This window comes from Streptomyces sp. NPDC024632, assembly GCF_055559175.1.
This window is the reverse complement of the sequence record NZ_JBVHLD010000026.1, coordinates 35,655-57,536: the sequence shown is the minus strand read 5'-3', so window position 1 is coordinate 57,536 and position 21,882 is coordinate 35,655. Positions and strand designations below refer to the sequence as shown.

Below are 21,882 nucleotides of genomic sequence, written 5' to 3'. Positions count from 1 at the left end.
ACCGAGATGGTGCCTCAGAATTTGGATCGATCAAAATTCACTCTAACCCTTGCCAACCAGCAGTGAAAGGGAGTTTTATCGATCCATCGAAGATGCAGCGCCGCATTTCGAGTGGTGCGGCGCATGGACAACGGAGGCCGTGGTGCCGCGTACGACCAGCTCAGGCGGGCGCAACAACAAGCCGGTGACACTGGCTCTGGTCGCCCAGCGCGCCGGCGTGTCCGTACAGACGGTGTCCAACGCGCTGAACTCGCCCGACCTGCTGGCGCCCCGCACGCTGGAGCGGGTCCGTGAGGCGATCAGCGAGCTGGACTACCGGCCGCATCAGGCCGCCCGCTCGCTGCGCACCCGGTCCAGTCGGCTGATCGGCTATGCCATCCAGCCGACGTTCGCGGGGGAGTCCACCCCCGTGCTCGACGACTTCCTGCACGCGCTGTCGGACTCCGCGGACAAGGCGGGGTACCGTGTGCTGCTGTTCGCGGCGCGGTCCGGCGCGGACGACGAGGTCGACCGCTACGACGCGCTGCTGCGCGACCACTCGGTCGACGCGTTCGTGCTGAGCAACACCCACCGCGGCGACCGGCGCCCGGCCTGGCTGCACAAACGTGGCGTACCCTTCGTGGCGTTCGGCCGGTCCTGGTCGGCCCGCGACACCGGCGACTGGGTCGACGTGGACGGCGCGTACGGTACGTCGGCGGCCGTCGACCAGCTCGTGGCCGCCGGACACACCCGGATCGCCTTCCTCGGCTGGCCGCGTGGCTCGGGCGTCGGCGACGACCGGGCCGCGGGCTGGCGAGAGGCGATGCGGCGCCACGACCTGCCGGTGCGTGACCTGCGGGTCTCCTCGGTGGGTGACGTGAACGCGGCGCGGGACGCGGTGGCGCGGGTCCTGCCCCGCGTGACCGCGGTCGTCACGGCCAGCGACACCCTGGCACTGGGCTGCTACCGGGCGCTGCGGGACAGCGGCCGGACCCCCGGCCGGGACGTGGCGGTGGTCGGCTTCGACGACTCCCCGGCGGCCGGTCTGCTCAGTCCTGGCCTCAGCAGCGTCCGTCAGCCGCTGGAGGAGGTCGGCCGGGTCTGCACCCGGCTGCTCATGGCGCGCATCGGCGACCCGGAGGCCGATCCCGAGCATGTGCTGCTGACGCCGGAGCTGATCGTCCGGGAGAGCTCCGCGGCGGGACCGTCCGCCGCGACGTCGCCCGACGACCGGCCGTCGGCCCCCTAGTTCCCGACGGACCGCCTGGTCCGAAGGGTTGAAGGACCGTGGGGTGACATGGACCGCGCCCCACGGTCCTGACCTGGCAGACCGGACACGTCTGTCACGCCATAAAGCTACAAAGCGATAAAGCGGCACGGCCACGCTGGCCCACCGCATCGGGCGCCCTCATCGCCCGGCTCGCGGAGTTCCGTAGGTTCCGGATGATCCGGACAGTCCTGGAGAGAAACGATGACAGTACGCAGAGCCGCGACCGCCACCGCCGTGTGCGGGGTGTTCTTGGTCGCCGGGTGTTCGTCCAACTTCGGCAGCGACAGCAGCGGCAAGCAGGACTCGGGCGGCAAGCAGAGCCTCACGGTGATGATCGGCTCCTCGGGCGACAACGAGACCAACGCCGTGAAGCAGGCCGCGACCGCGTGGGCGAAGAAGACCGGCAACACCGTCTCGGTGATCGCCGCCCAGAACCTCGACCAGCAGCTCGGCCAGGCCCTCGCGGGCGGCAAGCCGCCGGACGTCTTCTACGTCGGCTCCAGCGTCTTCGCCAACTACGCCAAGGGCAACTCGCTGTACGCCTACGGTGACCAGCTCTCCGACAAGGACGACTTCAACAGCGCGCTACGCGCGTCCTTCACCTACGACAACAAGTTCGTCTGCGCGCCCAAGGACAGCTCCACGCTGGCGCTCGCGGTCAACACGGCCATGTGGAAGGACGCCGGGCTCACCGACGCGGACTACCCCAAGACGTGGGACGACCTGGAGAAGGTCGCCAAGAAGCTCACGACGAAGAAGACCACCGGTCTGGTCGTGAACGCCTCGTACAACCAGCTCGGCCCCTTCATGAAGCAGGCCGGCGGCTGGGTCACCAACGCCGACCAGAGCAAGGTCACCGCGGACAGCCCCGCGAACGTCGAGGCGCTGACGTATGTGAAGAAGCTGCTCAACGAGGGCGTGATGAAGTTCCCCAAGCAGGTCGACACGGGCTGGGGCGGTGAGGCACTGGGCACCCAGAAGGCCGCGATGACCATCGAGGGCAACTGGCTGACCGGCGCGATGACCGCGGACTACCCGAAGGTCGGCTACAAGGTCGTCCCGCTGCCCGAGGGTCCCAAGGGCAAGGGCACGCTGTCCTTCAGCAACTGCTGGGGCGTGGCCAACAAGAGCGCCCACCACGACGCGGCCGTCGATCTGGTGAAGGCGTTCACCACCGTCGACCAGCAGTTGTCCTTCGCCGACGCCATCGGTGTGCTGCCCTCGCGCGACAGCGCGCTGGCGACGTTCAAGGAGAAGCACCCGGCGAGCGTGGCGTTCGCCGACGGCACCGCCTTCGCGCAGGGTCCGGTGACCGTCCCCGGCTTCACCAAGGTCCTGGCCCAGTTCGACACCGACCTGTCCGGGCTGGCCACCGGCGATCCCAAGAAGATCCTGTCCAGCCTCCAGACCAACGGCGACCAGGTACTCAAGAGCGACAACTGACCGTACCGGCCGGGCAGCACCGCGGGGGCAGGAGCAGGAGGAGAAAGAGATGAGCCAGCACGGCAGCGGCGCCGTCGCCGCACCGGCGGGGCCGGGAGCCCCGCCGGGAGGCACGGGCACACGGGGCGCCCGCGGCGGCGGGACGGCGGGCGCCGGTACGCGCCGCGGTCCCCGCTTCGGCGGCGGGCGCCGCGACCGGGCGATCAAGGGGCATCAGGGCCTGTGGGGCTGGCTGTTCGTCAGCCCGATGGTGGTCGTGCTCGGCCTCTTCCTGCTCCTGCCCATCGGCATGGCGCTGTGGGTCAGCCTGCTGCACTGGAACGGGCAGTCGAACCCCTTCAGCGGCGCCGCCGACTTCGTCGGGGTGCGCAACTACTCCGATCTGCTGACCCGGCCGGGTCAGGACCGACAGCTCTTCATGACGTCGATCCGCAACAATCTGTACTACGTCCTGCTGGTCGTCCCCGTCCAGACGGCCCTGGCCCTGGCTCTGGCCGTGGCGGTCAACAGCCGCCGAGTCAAAGGCAAGAGCCTGTTCCGCACGGTCTTCTACTTCCCGTCCGTGACCAGCTCGATCGCCATATCCACGGTGTTCCTGTTCCTCTTCCAGGGCAGCGGCGCGGTCAACGCGCTGCTGAAGTGGGTGGGCATCACCGGACCGAAGTGGTTCACCGACGCGCACGGCCTGGTGTGGACCGTGCTCGGCGGCCTCGGCATCGTCGACCCGGACAAGCCCGTGCCCGCGCTCGCCGCGCACGGCTTCCTCGGACTGTCCTGGTGGGACTGGCTGGCCGGACCCTCCATCGCGATGTGCACCATCATCATCCTCGCGATCTGGACCAGCTCGGGCACGTACATGCTGATCTTCCTCGCCGCGCTCCAGGACGTACCCGCGGAGCTGGAGGAGGCCGCACTGCTCGACGGCGCAAACCGCTGGCAGTCGTTCCGCAACGTGACGCTGCCCGCGCTGCGCCCGGTGCTCTTCCTGGTCGTCACCCTCGGACTGATCGGCACCTGGCAGGTCTTCGACGCGGTGTACGTCATGAGCCAGGGCGCACCCGCCAACACGACCCTCACCCCCGCCTACCTGTCGTACACCGCGGGATTCCAGGACGCCGACTACGGGCGCGCGGCGGCCATCGCCTTCCTGCTGCTGGCGATCATCCTGGTGATGACGCTGGTGCAGCGCGTACTGCTGCGCGACCGCGACGCGGTCACACGATTCAGTCGCCTGCGGGCGCGGCTGGTGCGAGGGAGGACGTCATGAGCGCCGGGACGATGGAACGACGCTCATCCGGCCGGTCGGCGAAAGGCCGTCCCGGCGGCCGGTCGTCCGGCAGCCGGGTGCTGCGGATCGTGGTGTACGGGCTGCTGATCGGCATGGGACTGCTGTACGCCCTGCCGTTCTTCGTCCAGATCGCGACCTCGCTCAAGACGGACCCGGACGCGGCGGCCCATCCCCTGTCGCTGCTGCCGAACCCGTTCTCGCTGGACTCCTACCGGCGCCTGTTCGGCCTCGGCGGCACCGGCGACGCGGTGCCGTTCACCCGCTGGCTGGCCAATTCGATCGTGGTCACGGTCTTCATCACCGCCGGACGCGTCTTCTTCGACTCGCTCGCCGGATACGCCCTGGCCCGGCTGGACTTCCGGGGCCGCAACCTGCTGTTCAACGGGCTGCTGACGATCATGTCGGTGCCCGGCGTGGTCCTGCTCATCCCGAAGTTCCTGGTGCTCAACCAGCTCGGGATGTTCGACAGCTACGCCGGAATGATCGTGCCGCTGCTGGTCGACGCGGCCGGGGTGTTCATCATGCGGCAGTTCTTCGTGTCGGTGCCCAAGGAAGTGGAGGAAGCGGCGCGGATCGACGGCGCGGGCGTCTTCCGCACCTTCTGGTCGGTCGTCCTGCCGATGGCCAAGCCCGCGCTGATCACGCTGACCATCCTGTCGTTCCAGGGCTCATGGAACGAGTTCACCCACTTCCTCGTCGCCACCCAGTCCCCGCAGTACGAGACCCTCACCACGGGCCTGGCCCACCTGGTCTCCGGCGGCCTCAGCGCGGGTACGCAGTATCCGCTGAAGCTCACCGCGGCCCTGCTGTCGACGATCCCGGTCGCGCTGCTGTTCTTCGTCTTCCAACGGCACTTCGTCCGCAGCGCGAACTCGGGCGCGGTCAAGGAGTAGCTTCCCGACCCGCACTCCGCACCCCGCCCACGGCCTCCGGGCCCCTCAGTCCCCCCGGCGGGCGCCCACCTGACAGGGCGCCCGCCGGGTGTGGTGTGCCGGCGTCCGCGTCGGGCCGCCGAGGGTGCGGCGGCGCGGCGGGGACGCTTCGGCCGGCGCCGAAACGATCCGGTCGTAGCGTCGGGGCCATGAGGCATCAGACGCATGAGTTCGACCGCTGGGCGGACGTGCGGGCGGCGCTCGCCGATCCGGCGCTCGTACCGGAACCGCCGGCCGGGGACGTCGGGTCCGCCGGGGCGAGCGTGGCGTGGCTGCGGTCCGCCGTCGCCCGCTTCAGCTCCGGGCGGACGCACCGCCGACGGCGCGCTCTGGTCGAGGCGGAACTCGCGCGGCTGGAACCCGTGACGCTACGGGATGCGGCAGCCGCCGACGGCTCGGAAGGTTCGGACAGCGAGACCCGAGTGCGGGTGGTGCGTGTCCTGGCCGAAGCCCTGGGGATGCCGGAGCCCGGCGCGGTGGCGGAGGAGTCATCGCGACACGCGCTCGCCCTGGCAGAAGGGCTGCTCCGGCGCCCGCTCACCCCCTTCGCCCGCCTGCACCACCAGGCCGCCCCGCTGCTGCTGCCCAATGCCTGGGACTACGCCAGCGCCGCCGCCCTGGCGGCAGGCGGCTTTCCCGCCATCGGCACCACCAGCCTGGGCGTGGCCGCGGCCCTCGGCCTGCCGGACGGCGCCGCCGCCACCGCGGACGCGACCGTGGCCCTGGCCCGCCGACTCGGCCGCGGCTCCTTCCTGTTCACCGTCGACGCCGAAGGCGGCTTCAGCGACGACGTGGTCGAAGTCGCCGCACTGGCCGAGCGGTTGTACGCGGCGGGCGCGGCCGGGATCAATCTCGAGGACGGCCGCGCAGACGGCACGCTCGCCCCCGTCGCCCTGCACGCCGCGAAGATCGCCGCCGTCAAATCCGCCGTACCGGCGCTGTTCGTGAACGCACGCACCGACACCCACTGGCTCGGCCGCGAGCAGGACACGACCTCGTCCCGCCTCGCGGTCTACGAACAGGCCGGTGCGGACGGGGTGTTCGTCCCCGGACTGTCGGACCCGGACGAGATCACCGCCCTGACGTCGTCCCTCGTCGTACCGCTGAACATCCTGTACGCGCCGAGCGGACCGCCCCTCGCCGAACTGGCCGCGATGGGCGTACGCAGGGTCAGCCTCGGCTCCCTCCTCTACCGAGGAGCCCTGGCCTCGGCGGTCTCCACCGCGACGGCCATTCGGGACGGGCGGCCGACGGATCTCACCGCCCCCTCGTACGCCGAGGTCCAGGGGCTAAGTGACCCGGGCGAGTAGCGCGTAGAGGTTGACCTGCTCGGCCGGTACGAGGGCGTCGCCGGGGCCGGGGCGCCAGTTGGCAGGATTGACGACACCGGGGGAGACGACGTCGAGTCCGCCGACGAGCGCTTCGATCTCGGCGCGCGAGCGGGCGCCGCCGTCCGTGACGTCCTCGCGGTACAGCCGGACGAGGGCGTCCATGACCTCCGGCGCCCAGTCGCGCGTGATGTGCGTGAGGGTGAGATGCGAGCCCGCCGCCAACGGCCCGGTGAAGGCTTCGACCAGCCCGTGCGCCTGGGCGTCGTCCGCGAAGAAGTGCAGCAGCGCGTTCATGCCGAGCGCGACGGGCCGAGTGAGATCGAGGACGCCGGCGATCTCCGGACGCTCGTACAGCGCCGCGCCGTCGGTGACATCGGCCTCCACGTACACGGCCCGGCCCCGCGGTGTGCTGGTCAGCAGCTCGGCCGCGTACGCGCGGACTGCCGGGTCGTTGTCGACGTACACGACACGGCAGGCGGGGTCGACGGCCTGCGCGCTCTCGTGCAGATTCGGGTATTCGGGCGTACGGGTCGGGATGCCCGACCCCAGGTCGAGGAACTGCGTGATCCCGCGGGAGCCGACCAGATACCGCACCGACCGGTCGATGAACCGCCGGTTCACGCGCGCGCTGGTGATCAGATGCGGATTGACTTCCAGCATTCGCCGCGCGGCGGCGCGGTCGGCGGCGGTGTGCAGGGTGCCGCCGAGATAGAAGTCGAGCATGCGTCCCGCGTGCGGCCTCGCGCTGTCGGCGTCCATGGACGGCGATTATCCCGGAGTCCTCAACTCGCGCCGCCGGGCGCCCAGCCCTGGCGGCGCAGCACCGCTGACACGTCCGGGGCTTCGTAGTGCTCCCCCTTGAGCACCTTGCCGTCGGCCCGGCGCGAGACCCGTCCGTCGGGGCCCAGCTTGGTCATGTTGGACCGGTGGATCTCGGCGATGACCGCGTCGAGGTCGATCCCGTGCACCAGGGCCGTGCCGTACGCGATGTAGACGACGTCGGCCAGTTCGTGCGCCAGACGGTCCAGCGGACCGGTCACCGAGACCTCGGCGACCTCCGTCGCCTCCTCGGCGAGCAACTCCCCGCGATGCGCGGCAAGAGCGGGCGACACCTCCGTCGGCGTATCGCGGACGTCGAGTCCGAAGGCGCGGTGGAACGCGCGGACCAGGTCGGCGGGTGAGGAAGCGCTCATGCGCCGACTCTAGCCAACCGCGTTGTCGAAACGAGCTGTTGGTGTTCGCCACCGCCACCGCCACCGCCGGCCGCCCGTCCGGGGCCGGTCCTCGCGCCCCGGAGCGCGCGGACGGTCCGCCGGTCGGCGCCCGCGACGCGCTACGTGACCTCGCCCGACTGTCCGGTGGCGTGCGCGCGCCGATGGGCCGCGACGCGTTCGCGGGTCGCGCATCGGCGTGAGCAGTAGCGGCGTTCGGGACCGCTGCCCTGCGCGAGGAAGACGTTCCGGCAACTGGGGGAGGAGCAGATCCCACCGGGCGGGCGCTGGCGGTCCCAGACGAGAACGGTCAGGGCCATGCACGACGACGCGAGGAGCCATTCGTCCCAGGGGGCTTCGTCGTCGTGGTCGAGGTGCGGATGCCACGGCGTGCCGCCGCCGTGCGAGGACAGGCGCAGCGGTCCCGTGTGGTCCTTGAGCAGGCGGTTGAGGACGGCCGCGGCGGCGTCGGCGTCCTCGGCGGCGAAGGCGGGTCGCAGCAGGGCGGCGGCCGCGCGCATGGCCGCGACGTCGCCGGTGGTCAGGTCGATCGGCTCCGCCTCGCCGTACGCGCGGAGCGTGTCGGCGACCCCGGCCGGGTCGGGGCGCTCGTCGGCGAGGACGCTGAGCAGGGCGGCCGTCCGCCGCGCGGTGGCCAGCACCGAGTGCCGGGTGGACCAGTCGTCGCTGTGGGAGGACATCTGTCGAATGTAACGCATCTTGCCGATATTTGAGTTACCTGCGTAACGTCCTGGAGATGAGTCACCGTTACGCGCTCCGCCGCTATCTCACCGGAGCGGTCGCCGCCCGTACCGGCGACGAGATGTCGGGACCGGCCCTGATGCTGGCGGGCTTCGCCCTCGCCGGTTCGACCACCGCCGCGTCCTCGCTGCTCGCGGGCATCACGGTCTCCGCCGCGGTCGGCGGGCCGCTGCTCGGCGCATTCCTCGACCGAGCCGTACGACCGGGGCGCCTGCTCGCCTGGGCCCTCGCCTTCTACGCGACCGGGCTCGGCGTGATCCTCGCGGGGCTCGCCCGCCTGCCGTTCCCCGTCACCATCGTGATCGCCGTGGCGACCGGACTGCTGGGGCCTGCCCTGTCCGGCGGATGGACGGCCCAACTCCCGCGCGTGGCAACGGGCGACCGCCTGCACCGCGCGAACGCCCTCGACGCGATGACCTTCAGCGCCGCGAGCCTGGCCGGTCCGGCTCTCGCGGGCGGTGTGGCGGTGGCGCTCGGCGCCTCGACAGCCGTGGTCGTCTCCCTCACGCTCATCGCCCTGGCGCTGCCCGCCGCGTGGACGCTGCCCGACCGCCCGGGTCCGGTGCGTGGTGTCCGGGCCACGTCCGTGCTCCACGACCTCGCCGCCGGAACCCGGGTCATCCTCGGCCGACCCGCGCTGGCCCGGGCGACCCTCACCTCGGTGATCTCCTGCGTCGCCCAAGGCATGGTGACCGCGTGCCTCCCGCTCCTGGGCGAGCGGGTCCTGGGCGGCGCCGGCCGCGGCGCCCTCCTGCTGTCCTGCGCGGCGGTCTCCGCCCTGCTGGCCACCACCGTGCTCGCGCGCTTTCCGCGTGCGGCGGCCCCCGACGCGATCATCTGGTCCGGGGCCCTCGTCCAGTCCGCCGCCTGGGCCTTGGCCGTATGGGGCCACCCGGCCGCGCTCGTCGCGGCCTTCCTCCTGGCGGGAATCGGCGAAGGCCCCCAACTCGCCGCCCTGTTCGCCGTCCGCCACCGCGAGGCCCCCGCGCACCTGCGAGGCCAGATCTTCACCACGGGCGCCAGTCTGAAGATCACCGCCTTCGCCCTGGGGGCGGCCACCGCCGGACCACTGGCGACCCGGTCCCTCTCCTGCTCGCTGGCCCTCGCCGCGATCACGGCGCTGCTGGCCGCCCTGGCGTTCTCCGTCATCCCCGCGTCGGGCCGCGCGTCCGGTGGCCTGCGCGTATCGCCCTGAGCCACGTCTATCAATGACGCGTGACATGTGACATGCTACTGAAATGCGGAGTGCGGACGTCGTCATCGTGGGGGCCGGGATCATCGGGGCCGCCGTGGCCAGGAAGTTGGCCATGGGCGGATTCCGGGTGACCGTCCTGGACCGCGGCGCGTCCGCCGGAGGGACGTCGTCCAGCGGGGAGGGCAACATCCTGGTCTCTGACAAGGGCCCCGGCGCCGAACTCGACCTCGCGGTGCTGTCCGGCCGCCTGTGGACCGAATTCGCCGCCGAACTGGGGGAGGAGTTGGGGCCCGGCTTCCCCGACCTCGAGTTCGAGGCGAAGGGCGGCCTGGTGGTCGCGACGACGGGGGCGGGGGCGGACGCGCTCCTGGCATTCGCGTCCACCCAGCGGAAGGCGGGCGTGGACGCCCGTGCGGTGACGGCGGCGGAGGCCGCCGAGCTGGAACCCGACCTGACGCCGCGCGTCGAAGCGGCCGTCTTCTATCCCGGCGACGCCCAGGTCCAACCGGCCGTCGCGACGGAGGCGCTGCTCGCCTCTGCCCGTCGGCACGGCGCGCGGGTACGACAGGGCGTCACCGTTCTCGGCGGCGTCGTGGACCGCGGACGGCTCGTCGGTGTGGAGACCACGGCCGGGCGCTTCGCCGCCGGGCACACGGTCGTGGCCGCCGGACCCTGGTCCGCCGAGGTCGCGGCCGGCCTCGGCGTCCGCCTCCCGGTGCTGCCCCGACGCGGGACCGTCCTGGTCACCGCGCGCATGCCGCACCGCGTCCGGCACAAGGTGTACGACGCGGATTATGTCGGAGCCGTCGAGTCGGGGGACGCGGCCCTCCAGACGTCCAGCGTCGTCGAGTCGACGGCGGCCGGGACCGTACTCATCGGCTCCTCGCGCGAGCGCCGGGGATTCGACGAGCGGATCGAGGCCGCGGTGGTCGGCGAACTCGCCGCCAAAGCCATGCTGCTCTTCCCCTTTCTGGCCGACGTTCCGGTCATGCGCGCGTACGGCGGCTTCCGGCCGTTCGTACCCGACCACCTCCCGGTCATCGGGCCCGACCCCCGGTTGCCCGGCCTGTGGCACGCGACCGGACACGAGGGCGCGGGCATCGGGCTCGCGCCCGGCACAGCGGAACTGATCGGCGCGCTGATGACCGGCGCGGAGCCCGAGATCCCGGCCGCCCCGTATGCCGTGACCCGACCGTCGCTGGGACTGAAGGAGGAGACCACCGGATGAAGATCTCCGTGACGCTGGACGGCGAACGGCTGTCCGCCCCGCAGGGACAGACCATCGCAGGACTGCTGATGACGCGGGGCCGGGTCTCCTGGCGCACCACCGCCGGCACCGGTCGGCCCCGCGGCCTGTTCTGCGGCATCGGCGTCTGCTTCGACTGCCTGGTGACGGTGAACGGCCTCGGTGACGTGCGTGCCTGCCAACGGCTGGTGGCCGACGGCGACATCGTCGAGACGGGGGCGAGCGATGTCGAGCGTTGACGTGCTGGTGATCGGAGCGGGACCGGCAGGGCTCGCCGCGGCTCGGGCGGCCCGGCTCAGCGGGGCGCGGGTCGTCCTGCTCGACGCGTCGGCCGTCCTGGGCGGCCAGTTCTGGCGACACGCGGCGACCGGGAATTCCGCCCCGGAAGGCCACGCGGTGGCTGGGTATCCCGACGAGGACAGCCACGCGGCGGCCGGGACTTCCGCCCCGGACAGCCACGCGCCGCAGCACAAGTGGTCCCGCTTCACCGCGCTGCGCGCCGCGCTGACGCGGGACCCCGACTGCGAGATCGTCACCGGCGCCCAGGTCTGGGCGGTGGACCGCCGAGACGCGGGGCCGCCGGTCGTCCACACGCTGGTCGGCCCGGCCGACGGCGCTGACCGGCGCCGCCGGGTCTTCGAACCCCGCGCCCTGGTGATCGCCACCGGAGCGCACGAGCGCACGCTGCCGTTCCCGGGCTGGGACCTGCCGGGCGTCTACACGGCGGGCGCCGCGCAGGCGATGGCCAAGGGCGACGGCGTCGCCGTGGGCGGGCGGGTCCTGGTCGCGGGCACCGGCCCGTTCCTGCTTCCCGTGGCCACCGGCCTCCTCCACGTGGGCGCGAGCGTGGTCGGCGTCGTCGAGGCGAGCAGCTGGCGGCGGATCGCCCGCGGCTGGCTGCCCCGCCCGTACGAGATGCGGCCGAAGGACGTGCTGTCCAAGTCCACCGAACTCGGCGGATACGTCGGCGCGTTGGCCGTACGGCGCGTCCCCTACCGCACCGGCGCGGCCGTCGTGGCCGCGCACGGCGACGACCGGGTGACAGCCGTCACCGTCGCCCGGATCACCGACGACTGGACATCGCGCGAGGGCACCGGGCGGCGTATCGAGGTCGACGCGGTGTGCGTCGGCCACGGGTTCGTCCCGCGCACCGAGATCGCCATCTCGGCGGGCTGCGCGCTCACCGCCGACGGAAGCGTGCGCGTGGACGACGAACAGCGCACCTCCGTACCCGGTGTCTACGCGGCCGGTGAGATCACCGGTATCGGCGGCGCGGACCTGGCCCTCGCCGAGGGCGAGGCGGCGGGACGAGCCGCGGCCGGTCGGGCTGCCGCCGGTCGGCCCGCTGCGGGCCGGGCCGGTGGCACCGCTGAGGTGACCCGCCACCGCGCCTTCGCCGACCGCATGCACCGCGCACACGGCATCCGGCCCGGCTGGCGGTCATGGGTCGACGACAGCACCGTCGTGTGCCGCTGCGAGGACGTGACCGCGGAGCGGTTGCGCGCCGCGGCCACCGCCACCGGGAGCTGCGGGCTGCGTTCCCTCAAGCTCAGCTCCCGCGCGGGTCTTGGCATGTGCCAGGGCCGCACCTGCGGCCGGAACGTCGAGGACCTCCTGCCGACCGCGCCGCTGGACCAGGGACGTATGGCCCAGCGCCCGATCGTCGTACCGGTCCGGCTCGGCGACATCGCCACGGTCCAGCCGGCGGCGGCCCCATCGACCACCACCTCCCTCCCGCCGACCGACCTCAGAACACCCCACCGATGAAAGGCAGACCATGACCAGTGAGCACTTCGACCTCGGCGGCGTCATCGTCGCGACGGCGCTGCCCTACAAGCCGGACAGCTCCGCCCCCGCAGGGCTCGCCGTCGACTACGAGCGATACGCGGAGCACTGCGACTGGCTGATCAGCAACGGCTGCCGCGGCGTCGGGCCGAACGGCTCGCTCGGCGAGTACTCGTCGCTCACCGACGAGGAGCGCCGCCGCGTGGTGCAGGTGGCCGTCGAGGCCGTCGGCGGGCGCGGACTGGTACTGGCCGGTGTGCACGGCGCGGGCTGGCACCAGGCCGAGCACTGGGCCGAACTGGCCAAGGCAGACGGCGCGGACGCCGTACTCGCCCTGCCGCCCACCCTCTACCGGGCCAGCGACGAGCAGGTGGTCGAGCACTACCGGCACATCGCCGGGGTCGGCCTGCCGACGATGATCTACAACAACCCGGTCGACACCAAGGTCGACCTCCTGCCGCCCCTGATCGCGGAACTCGCCGAGATCGACGGGGTGGTCGCGGTCAAGGAGTTCAGCGGCGACGTCCGGCGGGCCTTCGAGATCAGCGAACTCTGCGACATCGACATCATCGCGGGCGCCGACGACGTCCTCCTGGAGCTGATGCTCGACGGCGCCGTCGGCTGGTTCGCGGGCTTCCCCAACACCTTCCCCGCCGAGTCCGTCGCGATCTACGAGCACATGGTCGCCGGGCGGTACGACCAGGCCCGGGAGCTCTACAAGCAACTGGTCACCGTCTTCCGCTGGGACTCGCGGACGGAATTCGTGCAGGCCATCAAGGTGGGAATGGACATGGTCGGCCGATACGGCGGCCCGTGCCGCCCGCCGCGCGGACCGCTCACCCCTGACCACGAGAAGCAGGTGCGCGCCGCGATGGACCGCGCGATCTCCGGCATCGAAGCGCTGTCCGCGGAAGCGGCCTGACATGCGGGCGCGACGACGGCTGCGCCCGGCAGCCGGCCCGTGCCCGGCGGCTCTCACGCCGTCCGAGGAGGCGACATGGATCTGACCGAGACCTCCCCGGCCGAGCGCGCGGCGCTGCTCAACGCGATCGCGGACGCGCTGTCGTCCGCGGCCGACGACCTGATCCCGCTCGCCATGGCGGAGACCGGACTGGCCGAGGCACGCCTGACCGGAGAGCTGAAGCGCACGGTCGTACAACTGCGGATGTTCGCCGACGTGTGCGCCGAGGGGGAGTTCCTCGACGTGCGGCTCGACGCGGCCGACCCGGACTTCGTCCTGGGCCCCCGTCCCGACCTGCGGCGGTTCAATCTGCCGGTGGGGCCGGTGCTGGTGTTCGCCGCGAGCAACTTCCCCTTCGCGTTCTCCGTCGCCGGAGGCGACACGGCTTCCGCGCTGGCGGCCGGCTGTCCGGTGATCCTGAAGGCGCACCCCGGCCACCCGCGGCTGTCGGCGCTGACCGCCGAGAAGGTGCGGGCCGCGGTGGCCACGGCCGGCCTGCCCGCGGAGACCTTCGACGTGGTCCACGACCAGGACGCCGCCGTACGGCTGCTGCGCGACGACGACCGGATCGCCGCGGCGGCGTTCACCGGCTCCTACAAGGTCGGCCGACTGCTCGCCGCGATCGCCGCCGGACGTGAGCGCCCGATCCCCTTCTACGGCGAACTGGGCAGCGTGAACCCGGTCGTCGTGACACCGGGCGCGCTGGCCGAGCGGGCCGACACCCTCGCGACCGCCTTCGTGGCCAGCGTGTCCGGCTCGGCGGGACAGCTCTGCACCAAACCCGGCTTCCTCTTCCTTCCGGACGGCCACGGCCTCGCCGACACGCTCGGCTCGGCGGCGGGCGCGGTGCCCGGCCACCCGCTGCTGCACGAGGGCATAGCCGCCGCCTACGCCGCGCGCCGCGCCGCCGTGCTCGCGACCCCGGGCGTGTCCGTACTGGCAGAGGGATCGGTGGAGACCGAGCCATCCGGCCGGAGCCTGGCCGCACCGACCCTGGTCGAGGTCGGACTCGGCGATCTACTGAAGCACCGCGCCACACTGCTCGACGAGGCGTTCGGCCCCCTGTCGGTCGTCGTGCGCTACGACCCCGACCGCCTCGACCTCCTGGTGGCGGCGGTCGGGGAGCTGTTCCCCGGCGCGCTCACCGCCACGGTGCACCGCGCCGCGGGGGAGAGCGACGCGTGGCTGCGCGGCCTTGTCGCGGTGCTGAGGGAACGGGTGGGCCGCCTGCTGTTCGACGGCTGGCCGACCGGCGTCGCGGTGACCCCCGCGATGCAGCACGGGGGGCCATTTCCTGCCACCACCGCCCCGGCGACGACGTCCGTCGGCACGGCCGCGATCCAGCGCTTCCTGCGCCCAGTGGTCTTCCAGGACTGCCCGCCGGAGCTGCTGCCCGCGCCGTTGCGCGACGACAACCCCTGGCGGGTTCCCCAGCGGCGCGCGGCAGCGGGTGCGTCGCAGAACTGGGGACACCGCTCCGCCTGACAGCGGCTGGCGGCGGTCACCGGGCGGCACCGGAATCTTCACACGGCGATCGTCGCCATGGCGCCGGGCAAGCAGATCCGGCGCACCGCCCAGGTGGCACTCGACGCGACCCCTCCGTTCCACGACCGGGACACCTACCGCCGGTTCGCCGAGGACGCGGCAGCGGCCGGATTGGACGGACTCACCGTGCGCGCGCCACGCCCCGACGGCCGCCGCATTCGACACGGTCGTCCCGACACACGCCGCGTGCGGGACCTGACCGATCGGTAAGATGTGCCATTGCACTGACAGGGAATGGCTGTCGACTGGTGATGGGGACGATCATGGCGATTGAGGACAGCACATCTCTGGGGCTGCTCACCCCCTCGACCAGCCTGCGCGAGCGGGTCGAGGAGGCGATCGCCGCGGCCATCGTCTCCGGTCAGATGCCCGCGGGCGAGGTGTTCTCCGCGCCGACCCTCGCCGCCCGCTTCGGCGTGTCGGCCACCCCGGTCCGCGAGGCCATGCTCAACCTCGCCAAGCGCGGCATGGTCGAGATCCTGCGCAACAAGGGCTTCCGCGTCACCGCCGTGAGCGAGGACGATCTGCGCGCGATCGTCGACGTCCGCCAACTGCTCGAAGCCCCGGCGGTCCGCCGCCTGTCGGGCCGGCTCACCCCCACCGACCTGGCCCATCTGCGCGGCCTCGCCGAGGAGATCGTGCGCGGCGCCCGTGACGGCGACCTCGCCCGCTACCTCCAGGCCGACACGACCTTCCACCTCACCCTGCTCAAGCTCGTCGGCAACACGCGCCTGCACGACATCGTCGCCGACCTCCGCGCCCAGACCCGCCTCACCGGCCTCGCCGACCTGGTCGCCACCGAAGAACTCCAGGCATCCGCCCGCGAGCACCTGGAGATGCTCGACCTCCTCGAAGCGGGCTCCGCCGACGCGTGCGAAGACCTCATGGTCCGCCACATCGGCCACGTCCTCGGCTGGTGGTCCGGCCACACCGAAGCCTGACCCCTTCCCCCTAGCCGAGCAGGGCGGCGAGGGTCGCCGACAGCGAAGCCGCGCTCAGGGGCTCGTCGCGGGTGAGGGCGTGGAGGAGAGCGCCGTCGAGGTACGTGACGGCCGCTCGCGCGGCTCGCGGGGTGGCATACGCGGTGAGGATGTCGGTGAGGCCGTCGGCCCAGACGCGGGCGGCGGGGCGGAGTTCGGGGCGGTAGGCGGCGGCGAGATAGAGCTGCATCTCGGTCAGGGCGCGGGGACGGTCGGCGAGATACGCGGCGGTCAGCTCGGCCAGCGCGGCCGGGACGTCGGCGCTGTCGTGGAGAGCCGTCTCCCAGGCGCGCAGTTCCTGCGCCGAGAGGTCGGCGGCGTAGCGGAGCGCGGCGGCGGTGAGGTCGTCCAGGCTCGCGAAGTAGTACGTGGTCGCGCCGAGCGGCACCCCGGCGCGCGCGGCGACGAGGCGGTGCGTGACGGCGTCCACCCCGGACTCGGCGATGACCTGGCACGCGGCCTCGGTGATCCGCCGCCGACGCCCCTCGGGATCGCGCCGCCCGGTCAATGCGCACCGCTGAGGTTCAGCACCGCTACCCCGGCGACCACCAGGGCCACCCCGAGGACCTTCACCGCCGTGACCGGCTCGCCCAGGAAGAGCGCCCCGATGATGACGATCAGCGTCGTCCCCAGCCCCGACCACACGGCGTACCCCACACTGACCTGCAATCCCTTCTGCACGGCCACCGCCAGGGCGACGAACGCGCCCGCGTACGCGACCAGGCACACCACCGTCGGCCACAGCCGGGTGAACCCCTCGGTGCTCTTGAGCAGGCTGGTGCCCAGCACCTCCGCCACGATGGCCAGACCGAGCAATACGTACGGCACGCCGGACGCCTCCCGAGTAGTACGGATGTACAAGTACAAACGTACTACTCGGTGGTCTCACGTCGTGGCCCGGGCGCCGGCGAGAAGACGCGCGAACGGCGGGACAGAGGTAGGCGAGCGCCCTCCTGGGGGCCGCTCACGGCGAGGACCGCTCCGGGTCCGGACGGGCGGTGACGGGAGGTCAGGGCCGGGGGGCGCGGTCCAGGCGTACGCGGAGGGTCGCGGCGAAGTCCTCGGCGCGCGCCAACTGGACGCGCAGATCGTGGATCTTCTGGACGGCGGCCTGCTCGTAGGCCCTGACGCGCTCCAGCAGCGCGTCGCGCTCGGCGCCCGGAGCGAGGTCCGCCGCGTCGAGCCGGTCCGTGGCGTCGAGGAGGTCGCGCATCTCCTCCAGGGTGAAGCCGAGCGGCTTCATCCGGCGGATGACCATGAGGCGGGCGACGTCGGTCTCGGTGTAGAGCCGGAAACCGCCCTGGGACCGGGCGGAGGGGGTGACCAGTCCGGCCTCCTCGTAGTGCCGGATCGTCCGCAGGGACAGCTCGGTTCGTTCGGCGACCTCGCCGATCTGCATGTGTGTGCTGCCCACGACCGTCTTCTCGGCCCCTTCTCGTCGCGGGACGCCGCCCCGGTGGTGAACCGCCGCGTCCCGTGCGGCCCTGAACCCATCTCTACCCTAACGTTAGGGTAGAGTCGCTGCTGTTGAGGACGACGTGCGTCGTTCCCCAACGGTGCGCGGCTCCGTCGAGTCCGCCCACCGCCGTGTCGGGGCCGACGACGCCCCCGCTCATTTCGCGAGCAGGAGAGACGAAGCGTGCGCATGCCACAGCCGTACGCCGCCTGCTGCCCGCCGTGACATCACCAGCGTACTGAGTCGCCTCCGCCAACTGCCGTGCGGCTCGGCCGCGCTCCCGGACGTCCGCCCGCGCCGACGGGCGATCCGCGCACCGCCGTCCCGGCCCTGCGCCCCACGACCGCGCTGCCCCGACCGGCCGCGCCCGAGCACGACAGGTCACCCCGGTGTTGCCGACCTCCTTCCCGTTCCCGTCCGCGCGCCTGCGCGCTCTGCCCCCGCCCCCGTGGCTGTCCCCGAAGGTCTTCCGCGTCGAGGTCCTGGCCGGTCTGGTCGTCGGACTCGCGCTGATCCCGGAGGCGATCTCGTTCTCCGTCATCGCGGGCGTCGACCCCAAGGTCGGCCTGTTCGCCGCCTGCACCATGGCGATGGTCATCGCGTTCGTCGGCGGCCGGCCCGCGATGATCTCCGCCTCCACCGGCGCGGTCGCGCTCGTCGTCGCTCCCGTGGCCCGCCAGCACGGCCTTGGCTACCTCATCGCCACGGTGATCCTCGCCGGGATCATCCAGATCGCGCTGGGCGCGCTCGGCGTGGCCACGCTCATGCGGTTCGTGCCGCGCGCGGTGATGGTCGGCTTCGTCAACGCGCTCGGCGTCCTGCTGTTCGCCGCGCAGATCCCCAACCTCCACGACGTGCCCTGGCAGGTCTATCCGCTGGTCGCGGCCGGTCTGGCGATGATGGTGTTCTTCCCCCGGCTGACCAGGGCGGTGCCCGCGCCGCTGGTCTCGATCGTGATCCTCACCGTGGTCACCGTCGCCGCCGGTATCGCGGTGCCCACCGTCGGGGACAAGGGCAAACTGCCCTCCTCGCTGCCGGTGCCAGGACTGCCTGACGTGCCCTTCACCGTCCACACCCTGACCGTCATCGCCCCCTACGCGCTGGCGATGGCGCTGGTGGGGCTGATGGAGTCGCTGATGACCGCCAAGCTCGTGGACGAGATGACCGACACCCACTCCAACAAGACCCGTGAGTCCATCGGGCAGGGCGTCGCCAACATCGTCACCGGCTTCTTCGGCGGCATGGGCGGCTGCGCGATGATCGGCCAGACGATGATCAACGTCAAGAACGGCGCGCGGACCCGCCTGTCCACCTTCCTGGCCGGGTTCTTCCTGCTCATCTTGTGCATCGTGCTCGGCCCGGTCGTCTCCCACATCCCCATGGCCGCCCTCGTGGCCGTCATGGTCCTGGTCTCGGTCGGCACGTTCGACTGGCACTCGATCAAGCCCGCCACCCTCAAACGGATGCCGGTCGGGGAGACCGTGGTGATGGCCGTGACCGTCGCGGTCGTCGTCGCGACCAGCAATCTGTCCATCGGCGTCGTCGTCGGCACGATCACCGCCATGGTGATCTTCGCCCGCCGCGTCGCGCGCTTCACCGAGGTCACCGCCGTCACCGACCCGGACGGCGACAGCGTCGTCTACGCCGTGACCGGCGAGCTCTTCTTCGCCTCCGCCAACGACCTGGTGACCCGCTTCGACTACGCCGCCGACCCCCGTACCGTCGTCATCGACCTGACCGACGCGCACATCTGGGACGCCTCCTCCGTCGCGGCCCTGGACACGGTCACCGCCAAGTACGCCGCCCGCGGCAAGAGCGTGGAGATCGTCGGCCTCAACCGGGCCAGTGCCCAGATGCACGGCAATCTCACCGGTGAACTCACCAGCACGTGACACGCGTGTCCGGGGCGGCCGACCTCAGCGGCGGTCGCCCCGGACGGGTCACCACCCGCCGGCGAAGAAGTCGGCCAGCGCCTGCGGTGAGTGCGCCGCGCTGCTGGCGTTCGCGAAGGCGATGACGAGCACGATGAGCGTCATCGCCGCGCCGGCGGCGACGCCGAACGTCATCGTGCGCTTCGACCGGGCGTCGGCCGCCGCCCTGGACCGCCTCCACAGCAGGACGCATCCGACCGCCGCCGCGAGCGCGACGAGCGCGGCCATGGCGGCCAGGACGGCGTGGTAGACGGCGAAGTCGTTGACCATGACGGTGAGCGCGGGGGAGTGCTGACCGGCGGGATAGTCGGCGAGCTGCCTGCGTACGTCGGTCAGGGTTCCGTCGAGTGCGCGGTCCGTGCCGCCCCCGGTCAGCATGGGAAGCAGCGAGGCGAACGGCGCCGCCGCGCCCTGCACGTTGGCCACCAGCGCCACCAGGGCGAAGAGCCCGAGGAGCGTGACGACGGCCCCGGGCGCCACGACGGACAGGCGTCCCACGCGCCCGCCGGTCCGCTGCCTGGCCTGGCGCCACAGGACGACGCCCAGCGCCACGACGGTGGCGAGGAGCAGCGCCGAGACACCGGCTTTCACCACGTGAAAGCGGAACCAGAAGCTCACCGTCGCGTCCAGTTGGCCCGGAAAGCCCTCCCTGCCCGAGCCCCAGTAGGCGACCATCCCGCGACGGAACGTGTCGCTGACGTTCCCCGTGTTGACCGAACTGCGGGCGAGCGCGTTCGGCGCGATGAAGAAGGCGACCAGAAGCGCCCCGGTCAAGGCGGTCAGCGCCCCGGCCTGCCGTCGCGGCGTGGCGGTCAAGCGGGGCAGAAGTCCCAAGCTGTTCATGTAGATCTTCCCGAGTAGGAGCGAGCGCCGTTCCGCGCGAGGTCCGGGAGCCGCGTCTCCTCCGCGATCCCCGCAACCGGAAGCTATCGAGACCGCGCCCCGCCGGTCTGTGGGGCCAGCCTCCAACTCGGGGTGGGGTTAACCCCCTTCCGCGGGCGGCGCGGACGTCTCCCCGGTGCGCGTGCGTACATGGCGACGCCGAACTGCGGTGCGCCAGGCCCGCGTTGGCTCCACGCGTCAGACGCCCCGCGCCCCCCGACGCGCTCCCACCCGGCCGCGAACTCCCCCCGCACAGCGGCGCGCCCCGGCCCCGGGCCCATCACGCACCCCGCACGCCTCCGCGGCACCGGCGGCTCCGCCGCACCCCGGAGTCGTCACCATCCGTGACCACTCGTGCTTTACCGGAATGTGATCCGCATGTCTGGATCTGTTCGCCGATTGGTCGCTACAGTAAGCGCATCGAACTAATCTCAGCCTGAGAGGAATTGTGGCAACTACCTCGCTACCCCGAGCGTCCAACCGCAGCGCGGTCCTGGCGGCGCTGCTCTCGGGTGCCCAGATGGACCGTCAGCAGTTGATCGCGACCACCGGCCTGAGCCGGGCGACCGTGTTCCGGATCGTCGACGACCTGATGGAGGACCGGCTCGTCCACGAGGGCGAAAGACTGGTGCGCGAAGGCCCCGGCAGACAGTCCACCGCGGTCGGTTTCAACGCCGACTCGGCTCTGGTCTGCGGAATCGACCTCGGCGGCACCAACTGCCGGGTCGTGGTCGCCGACGCGCTGGGCCGCGCGGTGATCAGGAGCCGGGACGCGACTCCGCGCGGCGCGACCGACGAGGAGCTGGCCCGGTGGGTCGCCGACCGGGTCACCGGCCTGGTCGCCCGGTACCGGGAGGACGCGCCTTTGCGAGCGGTCACGATCGGCCTGCCCGGTGTGGTCAGCGGCGACGGCACGACCGTCCTCGCGTCGCACAATCTCGGCCAGATCAAGGGCACCGCTTTCATCGACGCGGTCTCCGACTTCGTCGGAGTTCCGCTTACTGTCGGTAACGACTCCAATGTCGCCATGCTCGGTGAGCTCCAGTACGGATCGCTCCCGGACCGGGAGACCGCGGTCCTGCTGGCGATGGGCACCGGCCTCGGCTCCGCGGTCTCGATCGACGGGCGCGTCCTGCTCGGCGAGCAGGGGCTGCTGGGCGAGTTCGGACGGCTCCCGCTGCCCGGCCGCGCCGAGCGGCTGCGCGATCTGCTGTCCGGCGCGGACCTGGTCGCGTACGCCGCCACCCGCGGCGTTCAGGTCCGCGGCGCCCAGGAACTGTTCGCCGACCCGGTGACGTACGCCGATCTCCTCGCCGAGGTGCACGCCTCGTTCGCCCACCTCGTGTCGATCGTCGCGCTCGCCTACGAGCCGAAGACCGTGGTGCTGACCGGCGGATTCTCCGAGTCGTTCGGCGCCGACGCGCTCACGGCCATCAGCGACCAGGTGGCGGAGACCGTCGGGGTGCGCAGCGCGGTCAGGCACTCCGACCTGGGGGACTCCGCGGGGCTCCTCGGCGCCATGGCGTCCTCCCTCGACCGGCACTACACGTCGCTCGGCATCAGCGCCGAGCACATCGCGGGCATCGACGTCGACCGGCACCTGGTGCTCGAACGGCTCGGCGCGTGCCCCACAACCAGCACCACGCAGGGCGACCAGCCCACCCCAGCAGCAGAAAGGTGAGAAG

21 protein-coding genes are annotated in these 21,882 nt (G+C 72.1%); 14 read left to right on the top strand and 7 right to left on the bottom strand.

Annotation, left to right across the window (positions count from 1 at the left end):
• The first annotated feature begins 142 nt into the window (after positions 1–142).
• The 5 genes from ACZ37P_RS36375 (at position 143) to ACZ37P_RS36355 (ending at position 6,222) form a co-directional block, all read left to right on the top strand.
• Positions 143–1,228, top strand: a complete 1,086-nt coding sequence (locus ACZ37P_RS36375) for a LacI family DNA-binding transcriptional regulator (RefSeq protein ID WP_467350720.1) — start codon at positions 143–145, stop codon at positions 1,226–1,228.
• A gap of 222 nt (positions 1,229–1,450) precedes the next feature.
• Positions 1,451–2,692 carry a sugar ABC transporter substrate-binding protein gene (locus ACZ37P_RS36370; RefSeq protein ID WP_391051784.1) on the top strand — a complete coding sequence of 414 codons (1,242 nt, stop codon included), beginning with the start codon at positions 1,451–1,453 and terminating at the stop codon, positions 2,690–2,692.
• Between the two features lie 49 nt (positions 2,693–2,741).
• Complete coding sequence (locus ACZ37P_RS36365; RefSeq protein WP_391164310.1) at positions 2,742–3,959, top strand: carbohydrate ABC transporter permease; 1,218 nt, start codon at positions 2,742–2,744, stop codon at positions 3,957–3,959.
• Positions 3,956–4,873, top strand: coding sequence for a carbohydrate ABC transporter permease (locus ACZ37P_RS36360; protein WP_355343530.1), 918 nt, complete (start codon positions 3,956–3,958; stop codon positions 4,871–4,873). Before ACZ37P_RS36365 ends, ACZ37P_RS36360 begins: the two co-directional genes overlap by 4 nt.
• A 188-nt stretch (positions 4,874–5,061) precedes the next feature.
• A complete protein-coding gene (locus ACZ37P_RS36355; protein WP_467350717.1) occupies positions 5,062–6,222 on the top strand; it encodes an isocitrate lyase/PEP mutase family protein in 1,161 nt (386 codons plus the stop codon).
• On the opposite strand, the gene ACZ37P_RS36350 is transcribed toward ACZ37P_RS36355, so the two are convergent.
• The 3 genes from ACZ37P_RS36350 to ACZ37P_RS36340 all read right to left on the bottom strand — a co-directional run bounded on the left by ACZ37P_RS36350 (position 6,202) and on the right by ACZ37P_RS36340 (position 8,155).
• Entirely contained in the window at positions 6,202–7,002 is an 801-nt protein-coding gene (locus tag ACZ37P_RS36350) for an SAM-dependent methyltransferase (protein WP_467350716.1), read from the bottom strand. The genes ACZ37P_RS36355 and ACZ37P_RS36350 overlap by 21 nt on opposite strands.
• Before the next feature lie 23 nt (positions 7,003–7,025).
• Positions 7,026–7,436, bottom strand: coding sequence for a pyrophosphohydrolase domain-containing protein (locus ACZ37P_RS36345; protein ID WP_467350714.1), 411 nt, complete (start codon positions 7,434–7,436; stop codon positions 7,026–7,028).
• 140 nt (positions 7,437–7,576) lie between these two features.
• Positions 7,577–8,155, bottom strand: a complete 579-nt coding sequence (locus ACZ37P_RS36340; protein ID WP_467350712.1) for a CGNR zinc finger domain-containing protein — start codon at positions 8,153–8,155, stop codon at positions 7,577–7,579.
• Positions 8,156–8,211: 56 nt separating this feature from the next.
• Here ACZ37P_RS36340 and ACZ37P_RS36335 point away from each other — a divergent pair, with 56 nt between their 5' ends.
• The 7 genes from ACZ37P_RS36335 to ACZ37P_RS36305 all read left to right on the top strand — a co-directional run bounded on the left by ACZ37P_RS36335 (position 8,212) and on the right by ACZ37P_RS36305 (position 15,889).
• Positions 8,212–9,411 (top strand): MFS transporter, encoded by a 1,200-nt coding sequence (locus tag ACZ37P_RS36335; protein ID WP_467350710.1) that lies wholly within the window; start codon positions 8,212–8,214, stop codon positions 9,409–9,411.
• 43 nt (positions 9,412–9,454) lie between these two features.
• Entirely contained in the window at positions 9,455–10,639 is a 1,185-nt protein-coding gene (locus ACZ37P_RS36330; RefSeq protein ID WP_467350708.1) for an NAD(P)/FAD-dependent oxidoreductase, read from the top strand.
• The gene (locus ACZ37P_RS36325; RefSeq protein ID WP_401314159.1) at positions 10,636–10,896 is read left to right on the top strand and encodes a (2Fe-2S)-binding protein; all 261 of its coding nucleotides are present in this window, start codon (positions 10,636–10,638) and stop codon (positions 10,894–10,896) included. Before ACZ37P_RS36330 ends, ACZ37P_RS36325 begins: the two co-directional genes overlap by 4 nt.
• Positions 10,883–12,424, top strand: coding sequence for an FAD-dependent oxidoreductase (locus tag ACZ37P_RS36320; protein WP_467350706.1), 1,542 nt, complete (start codon positions 10,883–10,885; stop codon positions 12,422–12,424). The genes ACZ37P_RS36325 and ACZ37P_RS36320 overlap by 14 nt, the downstream gene beginning before the upstream one ends.
• Positions 12,425–12,434: 10 nt before the next feature.
• A complete protein-coding gene (locus ACZ37P_RS36315) occupies positions 12,435–13,364 on the top strand; it encodes a dihydrodipicolinate synthase family protein (RefSeq protein ID WP_355343503.1) in 930 nt (309 codons plus the stop codon).
• A gap of 75 nt (positions 13,365–13,439) precedes the next feature.
• Entirely contained in the window at positions 13,440–14,888 is a 1,449-nt protein-coding gene (locus ACZ37P_RS36310; RefSeq protein ID WP_467350705.1) for an aldehyde dehydrogenase (NADP(+)), read from the top strand.
• A 323-nt stretch (positions 14,889–15,211) separates the two neighbouring features.
• Positions 15,212–15,889, top strand: a complete 678-nt coding sequence (locus tag ACZ37P_RS36305; RefSeq protein WP_355343494.1) for a GntR family transcriptional regulator — start codon at positions 15,212–15,214, stop codon at positions 15,887–15,889.
• Between the two features lie 10 nt (positions 15,890–15,899).
• On the opposite strand, the gene ACZ37P_RS36300 is transcribed toward ACZ37P_RS36305, so the two are convergent.
• The 3 genes from ACZ37P_RS36300 to ACZ37P_RS36290 all read right to left on the bottom strand — a co-directional run bounded on the left by ACZ37P_RS36300 (position 15,900) and on the right by ACZ37P_RS36290 (position 17,342).
• Positions 15,900–16,436, bottom strand: a complete 537-nt coding sequence (locus ACZ37P_RS36300) for a TetR/AcrR family transcriptional regulator (protein ID WP_467350702.1) — start codon at positions 16,434–16,436, stop codon at positions 15,900–15,902.
• Positions 16,433–16,756 carry a DMT family transporter gene (locus ACZ37P_RS36295; RefSeq protein WP_188282846.1) on the bottom strand — a complete coding sequence of 108 codons (324 nt, stop codon included), beginning with the start codon at positions 16,754–16,756 and terminating at the stop codon, positions 16,433–16,435. The genes ACZ37P_RS36300 and ACZ37P_RS36295 overlap by 4 nt, the downstream gene beginning before the upstream one ends.
• A 181-nt stretch (positions 16,757–16,937) precedes the next feature.
• Entirely contained in the window at positions 16,938–17,342 is a 405-nt protein-coding gene (locus ACZ37P_RS36290; protein ID WP_355343487.1) for a MerR family transcriptional regulator, read from the bottom strand.
• 431 nt (positions 17,343–17,773) lie between these two features.
• Between ACZ37P_RS36290 and ACZ37P_RS36285 the strand changes: the two genes are divergently transcribed.
• Positions 17,774–19,276 carry a SulP family inorganic anion transporter gene (locus ACZ37P_RS36285; RefSeq protein WP_467350699.1) on the top strand — a complete coding sequence of 501 codons (1,503 nt, stop codon included), beginning with the start codon at positions 17,774–17,776 and terminating at the stop codon, positions 19,274–19,276.
• A 48-nt stretch (positions 19,277–19,324) separates the two neighbouring features.
• Here ACZ37P_RS36285 and ACZ37P_RS36280 read toward each other — a convergent pair whose 3' ends face one another.
• Complete coding sequence (locus ACZ37P_RS36280; RefSeq protein ID WP_467350697.1) at positions 19,325–20,158, bottom strand: tat (twin-arginine translocation) pathway signal sequence; 834 nt, start codon at positions 20,156–20,158, stop codon at positions 19,325–19,327.
• Positions 20,159–20,645: 487 nt separating this feature from the next.
• Here ACZ37P_RS36280 and ACZ37P_RS36275 point away from each other — a divergent pair, with 487 nt between their 5' ends.
• Positions 20,646–21,878, top strand: coding sequence for an ROK family protein (locus ACZ37P_RS36275; protein ID WP_467350695.1), 1,233 nt, complete (start codon positions 20,646–20,648; stop codon positions 21,876–21,878).
• Positions 21,879–21,882 lie beyond the last annotated feature (4 nt).

Bases quoted from the DNA above. Each gene is read 5' to 3' on its own strand.
- ACZ37P_RS36370 (WP_391051784.1), top strand. From the start codon at position 1,451: ATGACAGTACGCAGAGCCGCGACCGCCACCGCCGTGTGCGGGGTGTTC.
- ACZ37P_RS36365 (WP_391164310.1), top strand. From the start codon at position 2,742: ATGAGCCAGCACGGCAGCGGCGCCGTCGCCGCACCGGCGGGGCCGGGA.
- ACZ37P_RS36360 (WP_355343530.1), top strand. From the start codon at position 3,956: ATGAGCGCCGGGACGATGGAACGACGCTCATCCGGCCGGTCGGCGAAA.
- ACZ37P_RS36355 (WP_467350717.1), top strand. From the start codon at position 5,062: ATGAGGCATCAGACGCATGAGTTCGACCGCTGGGCGGACGTGCGGGCG.
- ACZ37P_RS36350 (WP_467350716.1), bottom strand. From the start codon at position 7,002: ATGGACGCCGACAGCGCGAGGCCGCACGCGGGACGCATGCTCGACTTC.
- ACZ37P_RS36345 (WP_467350714.1), bottom strand. From the start codon at position 7,436: ATGAGCGCTTCCTCACCCGCCGACCTGGTCCGCGCGTTCCACCGCGCC.
- ACZ37P_RS36340 (WP_467350712.1), bottom strand. From the start codon at position 8,155: ATGTCCTCCCACAGCGACGACTGGTCCACCCGGCACTCGGTGCTGGCC.
- ACZ37P_RS36335 (WP_467350710.1), top strand. From the start codon at position 8,212: ATGAGTCACCGTTACGCGCTCCGCCGCTATCTCACCGGAGCGGTCGCC.
- ACZ37P_RS36330 (WP_467350708.1), top strand. From the start codon at position 9,455: ATGCGGAGTGCGGACGTCGTCATCGTGGGGGCCGGGATCATCGGGGCC.
- ACZ37P_RS36325 (WP_401314159.1), top strand. From the start codon at position 10,636: ATGAAGATCTCCGTGACGCTGGACGGCGAACGGCTGTCCGCCCCGCAG.
- ACZ37P_RS36320 (WP_467350706.1), top strand. From the start codon at position 10,883: ATGTCGAGCGTTGACGTGCTGGTGATCGGAGCGGGACCGGCAGGGCTC.
- ACZ37P_RS36315 (WP_355343503.1), top strand. From the start codon at position 12,435: ATGACCAGTGAGCACTTCGACCTCGGCGGCGTCATCGTCGCGACGGCG.
- ACZ37P_RS36310 (WP_467350705.1), top strand. From the start codon at position 13,440: ATGGATCTGACCGAGACCTCCCCGGCCGAGCGCGCGGCGCTGCTCAAC.
- ACZ37P_RS36305 (WP_355343494.1), top strand. From the start codon at position 15,212: ATGGCGATTGAGGACAGCACATCTCTGGGGCTGCTCACCCCCTCGACC.
- ACZ37P_RS36280 (WP_467350697.1), bottom strand. From the start codon at position 20,158: ATGAACAGCTTGGGACTTCTGCCCCGCTTGACCGCCACGCCGCGACGG.